This window comes from Paenibacillus sp. LjRoot56 (assembly GCF_964253335.1).
GTDB classification, from domain to species: Bacteria; Bacillota; Bacilli; order Paenibacillales; family NBRC-103111; genus Paenibacillus_E; species Paenibacillus_E allorhizoplanae.
On record NZ_CAXURV020000004.1, the window covers coordinates 1,012,891 to 1,031,043 of the forward strand.

At 46.1% G+C, this 18,153-nt stretch carries 12 protein-coding genes; all 12 read right to left on the minus strand.

What is annotated here, in order from left to right:
• Window positions 1–4 precede the first annotated feature (4 nt).
• The 12 genes from ACSQ8O_RS30585 to ACSQ8O_RS30640 all read right to left on the minus strand — a co-directional run bounded on the left by ACSQ8O_RS30585 (window position 5) and on the right by ACSQ8O_RS30640 (window position 18,107).
• Window positions 5–964 carry an acetylxylan esterase gene (locus ACSQ8O_RS30585; protein ID WP_436244701.1) on the minus strand — a complete coding sequence of 320 codons (960 nt, stop codon included), beginning with the start codon at window positions 962–964 and terminating at the stop codon, window positions 5–7.
• Between the two features lie 24 nt (window positions 965–988).
• The gene (locus ACSQ8O_RS30590) at window positions 989–2,635 is read right to left on the minus strand and encodes a hypothetical protein (protein WP_436244702.1); all 1,647 of its coding nucleotides are present in this window, start codon (window positions 2,633–2,635) and stop codon (window positions 989–991) included.
• A 558-nt stretch (window positions 2,636–3,193) separates the two neighbouring features.
• A complete protein-coding gene (gene ald / locus ACSQ8O_RS30595; protein WP_436244703.1) occupies window positions 3,194–4,309 on the minus strand; it encodes an alanine dehydrogenase in 1,116 nt (371 codons plus the stop codon).
• A gap of 122 nt (window positions 4,310–4,431) precedes the next feature.
• Window positions 4,432–6,087 (minus strand): PucR family transcriptional regulator, encoded by a 1,656-nt coding sequence (locus ACSQ8O_RS30600; RefSeq protein ID WP_436244704.1) that lies wholly within the window; start codon window positions 6,085–6,087, stop codon window positions 4,432–4,434.
• 253 nt (window positions 6,088–6,340) lie between these two features.
• Window positions 6,341–7,615 (minus strand): hypothetical protein, encoded by a 1,275-nt coding sequence (locus ACSQ8O_RS30605; RefSeq protein ID WP_436244705.1) that lies wholly within the window; start codon window positions 7,613–7,615, stop codon window positions 6,341–6,343.
• Window positions 7,616–7,736: 121 nt separating this feature from the next.
• On the minus strand, window positions 7,737–8,825 hold the full coding sequence (locus ACSQ8O_RS30610) for a helix-turn-helix domain-containing protein (RefSeq protein WP_436244706.1): 1,089 nt from the start codon (window positions 8,823–8,825) through the stop codon (window positions 7,737–7,739).
• 5 nt (window positions 8,826–8,830) lie between these two features.
• On the minus strand, window positions 8,831–10,627 hold the full coding sequence (locus ACSQ8O_RS30615) for a cache domain-containing sensor histidine kinase (RefSeq protein WP_436244707.1): 1,797 nt from the start codon (window positions 10,625–10,627) through the stop codon (window positions 8,831–8,833).
• A gap of 86 nt (window positions 10,628–10,713) precedes the next feature.
• Window positions 10,714–12,258, minus strand: a complete 1,545-nt coding sequence (locus tag ACSQ8O_RS30620) for an extracellular solute-binding protein (RefSeq protein WP_436244708.1) — start codon at window positions 12,256–12,258, stop codon at window positions 10,714–10,716.
• Between the two features lie 41 nt (window positions 12,259–12,299).
• The gene (locus ACSQ8O_RS30625) at window positions 12,300–13,178 is read right to left on the minus strand and encodes a carbohydrate ABC transporter permease (protein ID WP_056614920.1); all 879 of its coding nucleotides are present in this window, start codon (window positions 13,176–13,178) and stop codon (window positions 12,300–12,302) included.
• A gap of 17 nt (window positions 13,179–13,195) precedes the next feature.
• Window positions 13,196–14,164 (minus strand): ABC transporter permease, encoded by a 969-nt coding sequence (locus ACSQ8O_RS30630; protein ID WP_436244709.1) that lies wholly within the window; start codon window positions 14,162–14,164, stop codon window positions 13,196–13,198.
• Between the two features lie 193 nt (window positions 14,165–14,357).
• Window positions 14,358–15,047 carry a DUF1961 family protein gene (locus ACSQ8O_RS30635; RefSeq protein WP_436244710.1) on the minus strand — a complete coding sequence of 230 codons (690 nt, stop codon included), beginning with the start codon at window positions 15,045–15,047 and terminating at the stop codon, window positions 14,358–14,360.
• Window positions 15,048–15,245: 198 nt separating this feature from the next.
• Complete coding sequence (locus tag ACSQ8O_RS30640; protein ID WP_436244711.1) at window positions 15,246–18,107, minus strand: Ig-like domain-containing protein; 2,862 nt, start codon at window positions 18,105–18,107, stop codon at window positions 15,246–15,248.
• Window positions 18,108–18,153: the final 46 nt, after the last annotated feature.

An 18,153-nucleotide genomic window follows, 5' to 3' on the forward strand; every position in this document is an offset into this window, starting at 1 on the left:
TTTGTTAAAGATCCATCATGAATTGGAAAGTCAGATCATTGAAACCTGGTAATCCTTCATGTCCGAAATCCGGGAAGATTTCTAGTTTTTTGTTTGCAGTGATTTTATTGTAAGCAGCAAATTGGGTAGACGGCGGGCATACCGTGTCCATGAGACCTACGGCCATCATCACATCGCCTTGAATACGATTTGCTAGGTTTTGAATATCAATGTAACCCAATTTCGTGAAGTATTCTTCCTCACGTTTGTGCTGCGGGTCATGACGACGGAAGAAGTCCTTCAACTCTTGGTAGGCATCCTTCGCCAAATCCATCTCCCATACGCGCTTGTAGTCACTGAGGAAAGGATAGACAGGTGCTAATTTCTTAATACGCGGCTCAAGTGCTGCACAAGCAATCGTTAAAGCACCGCCTTGCGAACCACCCATTGCGCCTACACGTGCAGGGTCTACTTCAGGCATACTCATCGCAATGCCAGCAAGCTGTGCGGTATCTAAGAAAATATCACGGAATAGGAGCTGATCTGGGTGATCATTCAATCCACGAACGATGTGTCCTCTTAGAGTCGTCCCTTTGGTTCCGCCAACATCTTCCGAGAATCCACCTTGACCACGGCAATCCATGGAGAAGAAGGAATAGCCAAGCGCTGCGTAAGAAAGTTTATCGTTCCAATCACCCGAATTACCGGAGTACCCATGGAACTGCACAATCGCTGGATGTGGCTCCGTCACATTCTTTGGACGAATATATTTCGCGTAAATGCGAGCACCTTTAACACCTGTGAAATACAAATCAAAGCAGTCCGCATACGGTACTTGAAATTCACTAGGGCGAAGTTCGATTTGAGGATCTACCGCCTTCATTTCAGCGATTGCACGCTCCCAATACGTATCAAAATCTTCGGGTCTTGGATTTCGTCCTTCGTAAGAAAGAAGCTTTTCTAATGGATAATCAATTGCTGGCATGTGTCCATCCTCATTTCTATGATTTTAAGCGACCGTATAGGAAGTGAAATTGATGACTTCACCATCAATACGTTTACTGATTTCCTGCGTTGGATCGCCGCTTAACAACAACGTTTGATTAGACAAGGAAGTATATGTAATCGAGTTATTGGCACCGTATGTAGGTTGCTTGTCAGTCATCATTTGGGCAAAATGGTGAACATCGCGAATGCCGAGTGACTCTGCATTTGTTTGATCAACGCATTCGACGACGACTGCATTTGTTCTACCTCGACTAGTTACAAAACAACGATCCTCCAGAACCTCACGATGATATGGTTGCTGGATGTATACGGACATGAAAGCGTTACCTACCCGTCCAAATAGTCCGTTTGGTGACTCAACCCACTCACCTAGCGGCAAGCACCCTTTGATGTAGGTAGGCTGGTCTTCTGGTATGGAATAGGTAGCCATAATAACTTGTTTATGAAAAAGCACTTCTGTGTATTCGCTTTGATGACGCAAATCTCCTTCTGGCTGCTCCAAATCTGGATGGAAAAAATAAGCATGATTCACACCTTGTACGTGATCAAGCGGGAAAGCAATGTCCCAGCGATGCTGTTCGTTATCGAACTCGCGAATTCGTTCCCACATACCGCCCATTGCAAAGCTTTCTGTGAAGTATACATAACTATGGAGATGATCATTCTCATGCTGAGCTTGACCGATTTGTTTAGGAATTTGTCGTTTAATTTCGACGGGTACTGATGACCGATGCAAGGCAGTTTGAATGGTTTGGGCTGGCGCTTCATATGCAAGGAATCCCGCATATTCGGTTCTTGGCATGTGCGCCGGCAGTTTGAAGTCCCCATACTGCACATAATCATGCAGCACATTCGTATCCTTGGGCATGTCATGCGGCCAAATCCGCGCGTGCGGACCTGCCCAAGCGCCACCCAAGTAGAACGTCGCTCGCTCGCTCCACAAATAATCCAGCATGCGAGCTAGCTCACTTCGGATTGCTGTATCTTGGATCAACTGCCACGCACAGGTGAAAGCCTGCACCCAATGCCAGAACCACGGGAGACCACCGTATTCTGTCATCCCATTGGCCGTGACTCGTTTGAGTGTCAATTGCAGACTTTCGTAACCATCTTGGACTAAAGCGGCATCTTCATAGCGTTGTCCGAAAATCAGCTTCGCAGCCGTATATTTGGCTTCGTGATGACCATAACTTGTTAGCGGTTTCCGATAAAAGTTGCTGTCGTAAATATGGCGAAGCGTCTTATCAAATGCTACACGAAGCGATTCACTCAACTGCTCTTGATATCGCTGGGCGAAATAAACCATCAAGCTCCCCATGAGCTCAACTGGCAATGTATTCTTAGACGCCTCTTGAGGCGTTGGTCTTAAATTAAGTGGCCAGTGACCATAAGTGCTACTAGCTGGATCTTGATCTTGAATCTCAAGTAGATGAAGGAAAACACCCTCTGCTTTATCCCTCGCTTCCTTACGATCGCCTTCGAAGGTGATCGTGGGATCCACTGAAGCAGCGAATAGATAGGATGCGTAATAGAAATTGTCACGCACGTCCCCTTCGAAAAGAAAACCATTGCTCAGAACTGGCTGTTTATAAGCTGCATGCGCAATATTCGCAATAATTTCATCTTGGCGTTGCTGTATCGTAGTCAAGTTGCCATCTCCTATTGAGTAACATATGAAGCATATTTGTTTTAATATCTAATTCAAAGGCAAATTCTCCAATTGAAACGTTTCACTTCACCAATTTTATATGTTAATAAATGTAGCGTCAATGCGAATTTATGGGGATAGGGATGATAGTTGGGTTGGGTTGCTTACACTGCTTCAAGGGGCTCCCTTTCGTCTCCTGAGTTAGTGTTAACAGATTAACTGTAAATTGTACAGCTATTTCGCTTAAATCCCCTTTGAAAATCAGATTAGATGTAAAAAATGAAGTTAATTTCCTCTCTTTTCCTCAATACAGCCAATTTGTTTGAAATTAACTTCAGAAAATCCATCTAATTTCCATTTCAACGGAATTGCCCAAGAATTAACTGTATAAAATCCACCTATATCTATCCGCGAGCGTACAAATCTTGTTTAAAGCACCTCATCGCTTACTCTAGGAAAGTTTATCGTCACTTCCATCATCAATTCCATTTTGACGTTATACATCCCCTGCCCATGAAAAAGAACCTCCGCAAACCTGCGGAGGCCCCCAATTCTGTTCTATCGAATCAGCGAATAAATATCCGTGTACGCATAGCCATGAGCCTCAGCGACGGCTTGATACGTGACATGTCCTTGTGTCACATTAATCCCCTTAGCGATGGCTTTGTTATCGAGCGCTGCACGCGCGAAACCTTTGCCTGCAATTTGTAGACCATAGCTGGTCGTCACATTCGTCAACGCTAATGTAGATGTACGCGCCACGGCTCCCGGCATATTGGCTACGGCATAATGGATGACCCCATGCTTCACATAGGTTGGCTGATCATGGGTTGTAATGCGGTCGATCGTCTCGATCGATCCGCCTTGATCAATGGCAACGTCGATGATCACACTGCCTGGACTCATCGTTTTTACCATATCCTCGGTGACGAGCCGAGGTGCGCGAGCGCCAGGAATCAGTACCGCGCCAACAACGAGATCCGCACGTCGTACTACTTCAGCGATGTTGTAGGGATTGGACATGATCGTTTTCACACGGCCCTGAAATTGATCATCCAATTGACGAAGCCGGTCGGCATTCAAGTCAATGATCGTTACGTCAGCACCGAGCCCGATGGCCATTTTAGCTGCATTTGCGCCGACGATGCCGCCTCCGATCACAGCTACTTTTCCTGGTTCAACGCCAGGGACACCACCAAGCAGAATGCCTTTGCCACCATGAGCTTTCTCTAGAAAATGAGCACCGATCTGCACAGACATGCGTCCAGCCACTTCGCTCATCGGCGTTAGGAGCGGCAAGCTCCCGTTATCGAGTTGGATCGTTTCGTAGGCGATGGCTGTTACATTTTGACTAACAAGGGCATGCGTTAATTCCGCTTCAGGAGCAAGATGCAGATACGTGTACAATATCAAACCATCATGAAAGTAACCATATTCTTCAGGCAGCGGTTCTTTCACTTTGACGACCATGTCCGATGACCATACCTCCGCTGCGGTTGTAACAATTGTCGCACCTGCCGCCGTATAATCTTCGTCTGTGAACCCAATGCTGTGCCCTGCCAACGTTTCGACCCGTACTTCATGTCCTGCCTGTTTGTATGAAAGCACCGAGCTCGGTGTCATGCCAACGCGAAACTCATTATTTTTAATTTCTTTCGGAACGCCAATAATCATGCCCCATCAACCTCTCTTGAGGACCCCCTAATGAAAGGATCGCTCTCTACTTGTCTCCAAGTATAAGAGAGATTGTGGCACATGCCATTAGACATTTTGTCAAAAAACTACCGCTTTTCTTTTCACAATTTCTTCTCTGGATGAAGGAGCTGATAGGCTCTGATTCCCACTTGCAGAGCCAATCTTTTCTCAGGAAGCATATAATCAGCGCCTAGCAGCTCTTCAATTTTGTCCAATCGATAATAGAGAGATTGTCTCACGATAAAAAGCTGCTGCGCAGCGATTTGCTTCGATCCATCATGGTCGAGATACAATTTAAGCGTTCGCAGTAGTTCGCTGCCTTTTAGATTATCGTGATCAATAATTGGACCGAGATAGGTTCGGACGAATGAAGCCAGTATTCCTTTATCCGCGATATGAAATAACAGTTCGAATACGCCTAGCTCATCATAAAACATGACGTTCTTCTGCTGCAGCGTAACTGTTAATGACAACGCTTGAAGCGCTTCCTGATAGCTGCGATGGGCGTTCAAAAAGCTTTGAATAGGCTGTCCAATACCGATCTTCAACCGAGTCCCCGCGTGATCCTTCATCCCTTGAAGCGACTCAAGCACATGCTGCAAACGCTCCTTAGCTGGCTTTTTAGGAGCTTTATCGAATGCAAGAACAACAAGTCTGTTATGTTTTAACGTAATGATGGGATAAAATAGCTGCCCCTCAAAAATCGATCTAGCCGCAAGCGACAAATGAAGACCCGCAGATTCGATCCCTTCCTCTTCCGCAGTCATACCATCTTCTTGCTCCTGCTCAAATTCGATCAAGAGAACCTGATACGTTAGCGCATTCAGACGTTTAAATTCACCACCGATCAGATCTTTGATCTGCTCCTCCTGATGAATGCGCATATGAAGCAGATCATCTACCCACAGTGTTTGGGAATACAATTTCCGTTCTTCCATGTACCGTTTCCGCAACAAATCCTGTGCAATAGACAGAGAGGCTGAGTCTAGAATTAAATATTCATATTCCTGCGGTTTACGATCAAGCACAAGCATAATGTGGGCCCAGGTTTTGCCCATAGCCCCAACAGGCTGAACGATAACGGATTGTCCCTCTATGTCTTCAAAATACAACCCTGCTCCTGTTTCGTCATACCCGCTTTCTGTACTTCTGCTTGCAAGGAAAGTCAGCCATTGCGCTGACTCCCGTTTGCCAAGCGGCGGAGCGAATTTCGGCCCAGCATCGATTGGCACATAAATAACTTGACCTTTGGTGCTGCTTTGCAATAAAGCAAGTACATGCGTGACACCTTGGGAAGACAACGTCATCCGATGAAATTCACGCGATATTTTCTCCAAATCCTGAAGTGCTTTATGATGCTGATTAATAATATGAGCATGGATATCCTGCGTGATGTCAATAAATCGAACCGCTTCTGGGAAAATAATGAGCGGGAAATCGTGAGCCTCGGCCGCATCCATCCATTCTTGGGGAACTGAACTTATATAGTGTCCCATCTCGATACAAAGACAGGTTACGTTTCTGTGGATTAACTGCTCTAGATAGGTCATGAACGATTTCGTATCGTTCTTAAATGCGGCACCTGTCGTTAGGATCATCTCGCCTCCTTGCAACAGTTGTTCAAACTGAATCACCTCGATAATGTGAACCCAGCGTACCAATCGTCCTATGCCCATTTTGCCAGCCGCGATATAAGCATGTTGAAATGAGGGGCGTGCTAATATCTCTTCAACGGTTAATTGATAGTTTTGATGCATGTAAACTCACTTCTCTCTACTTGTTCTCGATCTACTCTTCTCTAAAAGTTATCCACAATCTTCGTAATAGAGTATTTGTGGATATAACATGCATACGTTCATTTAGTTTCATTTTCAGTGTACACGAAAATCTAATAAGATTCATATTCCTACGCCAACATCCGATTGCTTCCTTCAAACATGAAAACGCCGCTAGCTCTAAGAACAATGAGCTAACGGCGTATGAGCCTCATGTACAATCAACTTTTCCCAATTATAGTTCTATCGAATTTCTGATCCGAAGCACATCTTCATTCGCTTGACAGACCAATTCCGCGAACTCTTCATACGGCTCGTCTGCAAGATCCAGCAGCCCATAATTTCCAATCAAGCCTTGCGGATTCCCATAGTCGTACATGGCGAACCAATGCGTTCCCACAACGAAGGGCAACCGGGCCGCTTCTTCCACAAAGTTCCGATACGTTTCTCCCCTGCGGGACTGATTCCTAACAAGGACATTACGGGCTCCGTTCGTATTGATCAGGAATCCCGCTTCCCTCCCCGCACAGAAGCTGAATTCAGTTATCATAAATGGCAAGCCAGTTCTATCGTGAATGTGACTCATCCAACGTTCAGGCAGGTCGAAACTATAAAAGTTCAACGTGATGACATCGGCATAGTCTTTCATCACATCAAAAACAATCTCTGGTGTACTCGTTCCAACCATCCGGTCACCCAGGTTAAGTCGGTTTGGATCATATCGCTTGAGCGCAGCCGATGTCGTTTGGTAATACACCTCTGCAATTAGACGAAGGAAAGCCATTTTATCCGCTTCCAGCGCTTCAGGATGATCTGCTCGGTAAACCGCAATATGCGCCAAATCTTCGAAATCCATATATTCGGCACCCCACGTCTCATTCAAACTCTCAATCGAGCTATGGTGTTTCCTCAACATCTCGATCCAAGCCAACTTGCCGTACCCTCTTGCCGGCTGTTCCAAATAGTCGTCAACTAGGCTCGTATCATTAGCACCGTTGCCGGGGTCATTGTTGCCCCATTTGCCCCCGTGTCCCCACCAATGTATTTCATTATCGGTATAATACCCAATAACACCCGGATCGTTCAATAGGGCATCACCACGCCCGCTCATAAAGCAATCCAGACATGCACGTTCCACAGAAGCATGGAATTTGGGGTCGAAAACATCAGGGAAGCCTGTCCCCCAATCCGTATTCACTTTCGGCGCAAATCTGGACATGCGGATTTCAACTGTTTTCGGTGTGCCGTTTCCCCAATAGAAGGGTTCGTGCCAAGCGCCTAATGTGTTGAAGCCGAACTGCTCAACCTGGCTCAGCTTTTCCGCAGCCCATTTGGGAAACCATTCACGATTCCCGCCATATTTGTGTACCAGATCCGTTTTCAGCCAATGTGCCTGATCCACGATCTGATTATGCACACCATTTACACCAACGGAATAAAAAGGAGTGTTTTGCGGCGAAATAAACATCCAATTTCCGTTGGATTGCTCTACTTTATAGAATTGACTCATGTTATTCCTCCTATGAGCTAATGAATGAGAACGCTTTACATTCATTTTAGGAGAATCAATTCCGCATCACAATGAGGGCATGGCACGATATAGATCGGAATAGTCGGAAACTGAATCTGACTTAACGCTCCATTCGTTTTTTGAATTCGGCGGGAGTTAAGCCAAACTGTTCTTTAAATACCTGAGAAAAGTGAACACTGTTATCGTATCCTACATCGTGTGCAATCTCATAAATTCGCTTATCGGTGCCTAGCAGCAATTCTCTCGCTTTCCCCATCCGTATTTGAATCAAATAGTTCCAAACCGTCGTTCCGGTTTCCTGTTTGAATAAATGGGCGAAATGATTCCTGCTTATCGCAACCTGATCCGCAATTTCCTGCAGATTCAGCTTATCTGAGTAATGGTCGTTTATGAATGCTTTTACCTCTTCTATCGCCCTGCGGGACGGTTGGTCCTTAACGGCTTGCGTGACCGCAAAAATCCGTTGTGCCCCTTCCTCCAGACGGCGAACCGCACACAAGCGGAAATAGCTGCGAACTTTATCCTGCAGAATCGTCTTTTCCCAAAGACCTAAATCTTTGCCCTCTTGCAGCTCAATTTTGACCTTTTCTTTCTTGAGCTCTTCCACAATCATTTCCAACCATGCCATGGAAAGGGGATTTAACAAATAGAATCGGTCACCTGCCAGACTCTCCAACATATCTAAGGTATCCACGACTAAGAGCGGAAGCGTCTCGATCTGAACAGTCTGGATGTGCAGTACCCATCGCTGCAGCATGTCCTGATGATGAGGAATCGATCGCATGAACAGCATAGCGGCTTCCGCTCGCCGCTGCGTGGCCACCTCACCGATTGCTCGGGCAAGAGCTCCATTCAGCTGCTCCTGGTCCACAGGCTTGATAATATAATCGATGGCTCCGAGCTGCATGCTTGTTTTGGCAAATTCAAATTCGTCATAGCTGGAAACAACCACAGAAATCATCCACGGATATCTCTCGTTGACCTTCGCAATCAGATCCAGCCCGCCCATCAGCGGCATTTTGACATCCGTCACGCAGATATCCGCGTAATGTTCCTCCAACCATTCCAGAGCCTTCACCCCGTTGGCTGCCAAGCCAGAAACAACTGTTTCCTCGCTGAATTGCTCGATTTTGCTTGTTAAACTCGACCGAATAAGGTGCTCGTCATCTGCGATAAGTACACGGAACATTTCGGCTATCGCTCCTTTTGGCTGTTCAATCTATAGGGAATTCTTACGGTGACCTTAACGCCTCCAAGACGGCTTCCTTTACTAATTTCGACACCTACACCATTCATCTGGTAAAAGGCTTGCAAACGGAAATGAACGTTTAAGAGACCGACATTCGTGAGCGAGGCGTATTCTTCTTGCGATGGCGTCACCTGAAGCAGTCGAGTCCGGAAAGCTTCCAGCCGCTCTTCGTCGTAGTTTTTTCCATTATCTTCAAAAATGATCGAGACGAAGTCACCGTCCCGCTGCGCAGACACCTCCAAACGTGTCAGCTCACCTGTGGTTTCAATGCCGTGCTTTATGGCATTTTCCGCAATAGGCTGTAGAATGACTTTTAAACAAAGCACCTCACGGCAGTCCTCCGGTATGTGAATCTGGTAACTGACTTCCTCTCCAAATCGGATACGGCTTATATTCATATAGTGATTGACATGAGCAATCTCATCCTCCAAATTCACAAGCATATCCTGGTAGTTGGATGTGTATCTAAGCATGCGCGATAACGAAATGGAGGTCTTCTCGATGTCAGTATGTCCAGCTAAATGAGCCATGGAATTAATAGATTCTAGTGAATTATATAAAAAATGAGAGCGAATCTGGGACTGCATCGCAGAGAATACGGCTCGTTGCTGCATCAACTGTGTCTCCGTCAACTGTAGGATCGAGTCTTCGAGCTCATTCAACATCCGGTTAAAGGAATGGCTTAAATCCGATACTTCGTCCGAACCTTCAATATGAATGCGATCCCTGAAATTCCCATACTGAGCCCGCTTCATATGGGACCTGAGCTTGGACAAACGACTTGTAATCGATGTGGCAACCAAAGTGACAAGAATGATCGCAAGAAGGATACCCGTCGAAGCGATCCCGATCGTGACATTACGAACCCTATTGATGCTGGACGTGATATCTTGATTGGAAAGAATCGCGACCGTTTTCCAACCGGTGTAAGGGATCGTATCGAATACAATCAGCTGTTGCGTTTCTTTTCGAAGGTACGTACCGCTTTGCGCAGTCAATTGTTCGGTTATATCGGGTTCCAGAACACTGCCCACTTGCGATTGATTCTGATGAACCAAAATGGTTCCATCTGGTTTGGCAATAAGTCCTATACCTTTATCTCCAAGCTCCATCTGGTTGAGAATGGTTTGCACCGGCTCCAGTGAGATATCCATCTTCAGGAACCCTTTGGCATCAGGCTCGCCAAATTGGCCAGCCATCGACAAGATAAGTACTTGCTCCGGATTACTTTTATAATTCACATATGCGGTACTTTGAACGACACGATGATGAACCTTCTCGAGCCGACCAACTTCACTCAGCCATGGCTCGTTTGCCATCGAATAATCCTTGGATAGCCCCGAAGTGAGCGCGTAATTAAATTCGCCGCCTTTATCCGATAACATAGATATGGACATGATCTCAGGCTGGCGCACAAGAAAAGACCGCAAGTAATTACGCTCCAAAGAATGAAAACCGGAAATGAGCTCGAAGCGATCCATTGGATCGACTTTGAGCCACTCTGTGAACTCATTGCTTGTTCCAAGAACCAGAAGTCCACGCTCATATTCCATGTATTGTCGGTTCAGATTGAGATTGGCTTGACGCAAAATCTGCTCGCTGAAATGAGAAACGTCCTGCCGTATGGTACGGGACGTATCGTAATAGCTGAAAAACCCGATCATCGACACCATTGACACAATGATAACGATGAGCAGGCTAACCAGCTTCCATTTTAAGGATGCATGTATTTTCTTTAACACGATCGCATCTGCACCCCCATACAGGTGAAGAAGAACAACCCTCTTCCGGGAAACCCGGTCGAGGGTAGCTTTCCAAACCCAATGACCTATTTTTTCCTATTTTTATTGTACCAGTCTGTACGCTCCTTGACCATCTGATCGCCGCCTTGCTTGCGCCAGGTTTTAACGAATTCGTCAAAGTGTTCAACAGGTGCTTTGCCAAGTACAATTTTGCTGCCTTCTTCAAGGAACATCGTATCAATGTTGTACGTGTTTTTGGCAGCCGGCATGCCTACAGCCTCATTCTTGAACCCTTCTTTATCTCCTACAGCCCATGCAGCCTTTAACTTGGCGAAAGCAGCAGGATTGCTTAGTTTGGCTTCCTCTACCGCCGGATTCGTACCATGAATCTTGAAGATCACGTTAAATGCTTTATTTTTCTCCATCTTCGCTGTGTCAACTACGATCTTGCCGTTTTCTTTTTTATAAGAATCTCCTTCTTGCCCCAAATCGGTGAACATCTGGCCATCTTCGCTCATCAACCAATCAAAATATTTGATAACGGCTTCCGGATTTTTGGTACTCTTCATGATGATGTACGTTTTGGCAACTGGGCTCCAGCGGGTGCCGAGAGGACCGTCATAACCTGTACCTCGCGGAGTAGGAATGGCTACGACATTCGGTTTATCGTTCGGAATCGTTTTGTCTAGATCAGCTTGCCATTGCCATGCCAGTTGTTGCGTGTGCGACCACATGCCGACCAAACCGGATTTGATTTTCTGTTCCCAAACCGTCCTGGAATTGGTCAGAAACTCAGAATCCATTACTTTTTCGTCCACCATCGATTTGATAAATCCAAGCGATTGCTTCATATTGGGATGAATATTCTGGATGATTACTTCGTTGTTGTAATAAACTTCCGTGTAGGAGTTATTGACGCCCCACATGCCGAAGATATTGTCGCCCCAAGTGAATTTCTCCCGCATGGAGAATGGGATTTCATCCTTCTTGCCGTTTCCGTTCGGGTCTTTATCCCGGAATGCCTTTAGAACAGTCATCAGTTCATCGGAAGTTTTGGGAGCTTGCAGTCCCAGCTTATCCAACCAGTCTTGACGCACGTAAAGCGTTGAATTCGAATTACTGGAAGGCTGCGGAATGGCCAGAATTTTCCCGTTTACAGATACAGCATCCCATGCAGCTTGGGGAATATTCTTTTTCAAGTTTGGTCCAAATTTATCGATCAGATCGTTCAGTTCGAGAACCTTGCCTGCGGCAATCAGATCAGCTTCAGGGCCTGACCAGGATTGATAGACATCTGGGAAATCACCGGATGCAAATTTCAGCTTAAGCTGGTCTTCATACTGCGAATGGGGTAGGGATACCAAGTCCACGTCCGTGTTTGTTTTCTTCTCCATGTAGACAATGTTGGGATCATTCGCATCCAATGGAGGAAGTGACTGATCGGAAGCAAACATCCGGATTTTAACTGGTGCCGCTGGTACCGCTGGTGTTGCGGTGGCTGCTTGCGTTGCCTCTGCAGTTTTGGTTACTTCAGGCGTGCTGACCGTATTGTCTTCCCCGTTTCCGCAGCCTGCAGCTATTAGCGAGAAAGCGGACAATATAAATGCTGTTTGCTTAAACCCTTTTCTCATATAAACCTTCCTCTCAGATCTTGTTTATGAATCAAAGCGTGTTACTCTTTGATCGAACCGATGAGTGCGCCCTTAATAAAGTGCTTCTGGATGAAAGGGTAAACCAAAAGGATTGGAACTGTCGCGACTAGAATCGTTGCCATCTGCAGACCTTGCGGTGAAAGGACGACGTTGGATTCAACAAGGGAAGCCATTTCCTCGTTCATGTTAAACTGTGCAATCAGATTGTAAAGATACAGCTGCAACGGCCTCTGTTTGAAATCATTGATGTACAGCAGAGCGGAAAAGTAATTATTCCAATGACTGACAGCATAAAAGAGAATCAAAGTCACCATGATTGGGGTTGATAAAGGAACTGCAATTCGCCACAAAATGGAGAACTCCTTCATACCATCAACACGGGCAGCCTCGAACAGTTCCTCTGGCAGCGACCGGAAGAAGGTCAGGCATATAAACATATTGAAGGCCGAAATCGCACCAGGAATGATTAAAGCCCATACGGTGTTCAGCAAGTGAAGGTTTTTTACAATTAAGTACGTCGGAATCATTGGCGCTTGGAAGATCATCGTGAAGACAATCAGCAGCAGAATGATATTTTTCCCTTTAAGACCCTGCTTAGCGAGCGGATATGCGGTTACGACTGTCATGAACATGTTGACCGCTGTTCCGACTACAACGATGAATAAGGTGATGCCAAATGATCTCCAAAACACTTTATTTTCCATCACTACCTGATAATTCGTAACATTTAAACCTTTAGGCCAAAAAGTAACTTCCCCCCGGATCAGCGCCTCCGGCGAACTAAGCGAGCTTGCGATGATATAGAGGAAGGGCAGCATAACAGCAGCGCACGCAATTAGCAGTACGATGTAGTTAAACGCATCGAAGACTTTTTCTCCGAATGTGAGACGATAGCGCATTGCTTGTTCCCCCTCTCTTAGAATAGACGCTCACCAGTCGTACTGCGGCTGATCCGGTTAGCAGCAATTAATAGTCCGAACCCGACAATCGACTTAAACAATCCAATCGCTGTAGTCATGCTGTATTCACCTTTGAGAATGCCTTCCCGATAAGCGTACGTATCGATAATGTCCCCAACCTCATACGTAATTGGACTCAGGAAGACATAGATTTGCTCGACGCCCAGATCGAGGGTATGCCCGATTTTCAATAGCAGAAGCAGCATGATCGCCGGCATCATACCGGGAAGCGTTACATGCAAGAGCTGCCTCCAGCGACTTGCTCCATCGATTCGAGCAGCTTCGTACAACGAAGGATTGATTCCCGCAATTGCCGCTAAGAAAACAATTGCGCTCCAACCCGCTTCCTTCCACATTCCGGAGCTGACGACAATCGTACGAAACCAGCTCGGCTCTTGTAGGAAAAAGATCGGCTCGTAACCGAAGGCCTTTACCATATGATTAATAAGTCCGATCTGGGGGGACAGCAGCATGTAACCGAAGCCTGCAATGATGATCCACGATAGAAAATGAGGCAGATAAACGATGGTCTGTATGGTCCGGCGCATCGCCATGCTTCTGATCTCATTCAATAGAATGGCAAGTATGATCGGAGCAGGAAAAGCAAAGATTAGTTGATAAAAGCTAATGGCCAACGTGTTCCATAACAACCGCCGAAAGTGTACAAACTCGAAAAACTGCTGAAACCATTTGAAGCCTACCCAATCGCTTTGCAAGAAGCCGCCATACAAGTTGTACTCTTGAAACGCTATAATGCTTCCTAATAAAGGAACATACTTGAATACTAAAAAGTATAAAATACCTGGTGCCAACATCGCATAAAACGGCCAATAACGCCTCATATAACGAAATGTTGGGATTCCGGCAAGTCGCGTGTGCTTATTCTGAAGCGCCGCATCCTTCGCACTTGTCGGTGCAGTACTCATGAAGTTCGCCTCCCTCTTTGCTGAGATGTATCTTGGTCTCTTCTTACTTAAATTGTAAGTGAAGCGTTTACACCAAACAATAAGGGGATCAACCGAAAAGCATAGGAATCGTCTTGGGTTGTCTGGTTGATTAATTCATGAGCCCGTGTTTTTCCAGGATTTGTACGAACAGTCGAACGATTATCTATTATTCTTATTCGTTTGTTTCGTCTTCATCCAAACGGTACACTTGTAAATTCGCATATTCAGCGATCAAAGGCGCCATCTGACGTAAACCGATCTTGCCGCTGCCCAGAACGTGACCAAATTCTGTGCCATCGTCTTCCCACTCCAATACAGGCAGTTCGTTTATTGCAAAACGGACCTTCGCCCCCTGCTTCCGAAGCATCATATGATAGGGCGATATACAATCCTCCACATTAGGAATCGGATCCGCGCCTTGAGCTACTAAATGAAAACCATAGCTTTTGCGCAAATTGCATGTATGAAATCCTCTTTCATCTGGGTACCTACGCCTGAAATAAGAAATATGCAACGCGTTGATGTCTCCGTGCGTGTAATGTGCATATTGTCCAGACCGTTCGTTCAAATTGGTGGCGAACAAGTCTTCCCCGTCCTTTCCAGCTGCAGCAAAAAACATCATACTCAGACCAGGCTCCTTAATTGGCCAAAAATCCCACTCCACCTGAATGTCTCCAGGAAATTCTTCTGGGCACCAGAACACATAATTGGCCATTTGTTCCAAGCTTTCGTCGAGTGCGTTCTCCATCCGCAGTCTGCCGTTAGGAAATGTGATTTTGGCCATGCCTTCCAACTTGAAGTCCTGAATATCCTCAATTGATGCCAGCTTATTTTCGTAGATTAGCGTCCGCTTTTCTGACATTGTCTCTATTCCCCCTACCCGACTTTTTCTTTCTAAAATTTAGAAGTTCCTTTATCTCTATTCTATCGCCAGCGCCTGTACCCAACAAGGAGGAGATCATCCGAAATGCATAGGGTTAACAGGATTCTCATACAAATCAAGCCGCCCTGCTTACGCAGAACGGCTTGATTATACATAGGGATAACATATCCCGATTCACTATGGCAGAAGACCCCTTCCCTGATAAGGCGATGTCGCATCCAGCCTGAAATCCTCCTTCATAGGTGTCAGAAGACTCCATGTGGCAGGATTTGTAGCAGGATTCTTGCCCGTGTGGGTCCCTGCTTCTACATTTTTGTACAGATTACCTGTTGGGAAATCATACACATAGTCTCCGTAATTGAAATAAATCGGGACAGCGTATAAATCCGAATAGTCATCCCATCTTTCTACTAGGCTCCAATCAAAGGTAGAAGAGAACGGCGCCACATCCTTGAATTTAATCGGAGCTAAGCTTGCATTAGTCGTATTACCCGTTGCGGTAATATTGCCTAATGTCCCGTTGTTTCCAGCTATGCTGTCAATGAAAACTTGCCCGCCATCTCGTGTATTGTTCGTGAAGACCATCGGATTGTGCGTATTGTCCGATACATAGAACATTTTGTTCGAATTCACATGTCCACCAGGAATTTCATCGTAGTGGAAATTGATTTGCCGAATCACATTATTTTCAAACCTGAATTTCGATGCATAATTGGAAGGCGTATCATGGATATAGGCAAATATATCCCTACTATGGGAGAAGTAATTGTCATGCATCACAACTTCATCTGTAGGATCTGGTGTCTCTCCTGGAGCTGCAGAAAATCTTAATGTAAATAAGGAGCTGGCGGTGCCAATAAATACGTTATTATAGATCTCAGCACTGCCGGTTCTTTGACCATACTGGAAGGTACCGTCCTGCCATTGCTGGAATGGATCTTTCCAATCAAGAGCGTTCATGACGACAACGTTATTATAAACCTTGACGCCATCTCCCATATTGGTCAATTGTATACCTTCCGTACCGGATCTTAAGACCCGATTATTAAAGATTTCCAGATTGGTGAAGATATGCTGTTTGCTGATATCACTGCTGGTATTACCAATGTACATCCCTTCCGATTCCGAATCGTGGATGTACATATCATGGATTTTTACGCCATCCATGGTCGCTGTCGGAACACCGTCCGTTTTAATCAATAGACCAGCGAATCCGGCATGGGCAACCTCTATATGCGCAAGCTCGAAATTTGTGGCGTTCTTGCTTACACTGATGCCATTGGAATCGTTGCGGCCCACTTCAATTCCATATTTGCCTGCGGAAGTCAAGTAATTTCCATTCTGATGCCCTTGGAAATTGACATGACCTGTTTTAAGCACACTGTCATATTTGCCTGTTAAAATCCAATGTTTACCGCCTTCGATGGACAACGTATACGAATAGGTGCCGCTGACTTTTACCTGACCGTCATAGTTTGTAATAATCAGAGGATTACTGGCCGTCCTTTGCGGTAGATTCCCAAGTTTAATGTATTGATAATTCCCGGCAGGGATGTAAAGTCGTTCAAGTGTCTGCCAGTTGACATTTGGGAAAGAAGCTTGTAAGTCAATGTAGTAGATGGAAGTAGCCCCTTGAACGGGCAATATCAATTGGCTGTATTGGGAGATGGCCAGATCGAATGTGCCAAAAATACCGGATCCATCCTGCGCAGTTGCCTTTACCGTTACGTTCCCATCCGATACCGCTGTCAGCACGCCGCTTGAAGAAATCGTAGCGCTTCCGGTTCCGTTCACAACCGACCAAGTGACGTTGGCATTCGTTGCATCGAAAGGCTGCACAACAGCCGACATCTGCAGTGTACTACCCGTTAATAGGCTGGTGGCTCCTCCCGCTCCTGTTACGGTTATTCCACTTACAGCACGATAGGGTGAGTCTTGAATCCCGTTGCCATTCTCGTCAATCCATCCAACGAACGCGTATTCACTGGCCCTATTCGTCATCGAAAGAGGACTGCGTGCTAACAAATACCTGGCCTTCGGTACCACAGGGTTGCTGGTGACATCTTTGTCCTTCTCCCATGCTGTCGTTGCTCCGGTTGACAGATTTTGCGCACTGTTGAAGTTGATTCGCGTTTCCGTGAAACCGCTGTCATTCACCGTGTCAATGTCATCGTCCCACCAAAGTGACGCATAGGGTGTCTGGTTTCCTGAACTAGAGGCTCTGTATTTGGTCCATGTTGACGTTAATCTCACCTTGCTCCAATCCGCTCCAAAGTCCATATAGCCCACCCTGTCGGCATAGGCTGGCGCATCATCCGCTGTTGCTCCTCCCGTCGGGTGACCCGTTAGAGAATCGAGACTTGGCTGACCATCAAAAGCGTTATCCAGAGGGTAAAACTGGCTTCCACTTGCCTGTCCCGCCACAGTAGGTGTAATGATTTTATAGGACTCCTCAACGAGATATCCCACCATTGCATATTCGCTCGCTCGGTTTGTCATGTTGATTGGAGAGCGCAGCATCAAATACCGTCCCGATGGCGAAACCGGGCTGAGACTTACGTCATTGTCCTGTATCCAAGGTGTTGTAGTGCCTGTGTTGGGGAGATCCTGTACACTGTTGAAGTTAAGATGAGTTTCCGTTAGTCCACTGTCATTGGTCATGTCGATATCGTTGTCCCACCATACTTCAGTATAGGGGGTCATATCACCGACACTTGATGTCCTATACTTCGTCCAGGTAGATGTGATTCGTACATTTGCCCAATTCGGGCCGAGATCCACATATCCGACCCGGCTCGTGGAATAGGCTGGCGCATTGTTCGGTCCTGCACCCCCGACCGGCACTCCGGCAACATCGAGCGCAGCATCCGTACTGTCAAAAGCATTCTCTAACGGAAAGAATGTACTTCCCGTCGCCGCTCCGGCAGCGGAAGGTTGAATCATCTGCAACGCTCCATTTGCCAATGCAGTGCTTCCCGTGAGCAAAAACGCTAGCAACATCAGGATGACAATCAACGTACTCGTGAGCATTTTTTTCATCCACTACTTACCTCCTCATAGAAATCTATACATAACCGCGGTAGCG

What these genes read in the sequence shown, in the direction of transcription:
- ACSQ8O_RS30585 (WP_436244701.1), bottom strand. Translation starts at nt 964, where the DNA reads ATGCCAGCAATTGATTATCCATTAGAAAAGCTTCTTTCTTACGAAGGA.
- ald (WP_436244703.1), bottom strand. Translation starts at nt 4,309, where the DNA reads ATGATTATTGGCGTTCCGAAAGAAATTAAAAATAATGAGTTTCGCGTT.
- ACSQ8O_RS30600 (WP_436244704.1), bottom strand. Translation starts at nt 6,087, where the DNA reads ATGCATCAAAACTATCAATTAACCGTTGAAGAGATATTAGCACGCCCC.
- ACSQ8O_RS30605 (WP_436244705.1), bottom strand. Translation starts at nt 7,615, where the DNA reads ATGAGTCAATTCTATAAAGTAGAGCAATCCAACGGAAATTGGATGTTT.
- ACSQ8O_RS30610 (WP_436244706.1), bottom strand. Translation starts at nt 8,825, where the DNA reads ATGTTCCGTGTACTTATCGCAGATGACGAGCACCTTATTCGGTCGAGT.
- ACSQ8O_RS30620 (WP_436244708.1), bottom strand. Translation starts at nt 12,258, where the DNA reads ATGAGAAAAGGGTTTAAGCAAACAGCATTTATATTGTCCGCTTTCTCG.
- ACSQ8O_RS30625 (WP_056614920.1), bottom strand. Translation starts at nt 13,178, where the DNA reads ATGCGCTATCGTCTCACATTCGGAGAAAAAGTCTTCGATGCGTTTAAC.
- ACSQ8O_RS30630 (WP_436244709.1), bottom strand. Translation starts at nt 14,164, where the DNA reads ATGAGTACTGCACCGACAAGTGCGAAGGATGCGGCGCTTCAGAATAAG.
- ACSQ8O_RS30635 (WP_436244710.1), bottom strand. Translation starts at nt 15,047, where the DNA reads ATGTCAGAAAAGCGGACGCTAATCTACGAAAATAAGCTGGCATCAATT.
- ACSQ8O_RS30640 (WP_436244711.1), bottom strand. Translation starts at nt 18,107, where the DNA reads ATGAAAAAAATGCTCACGAGTACGTTGATTGTCATCCTGATGTTGCTA.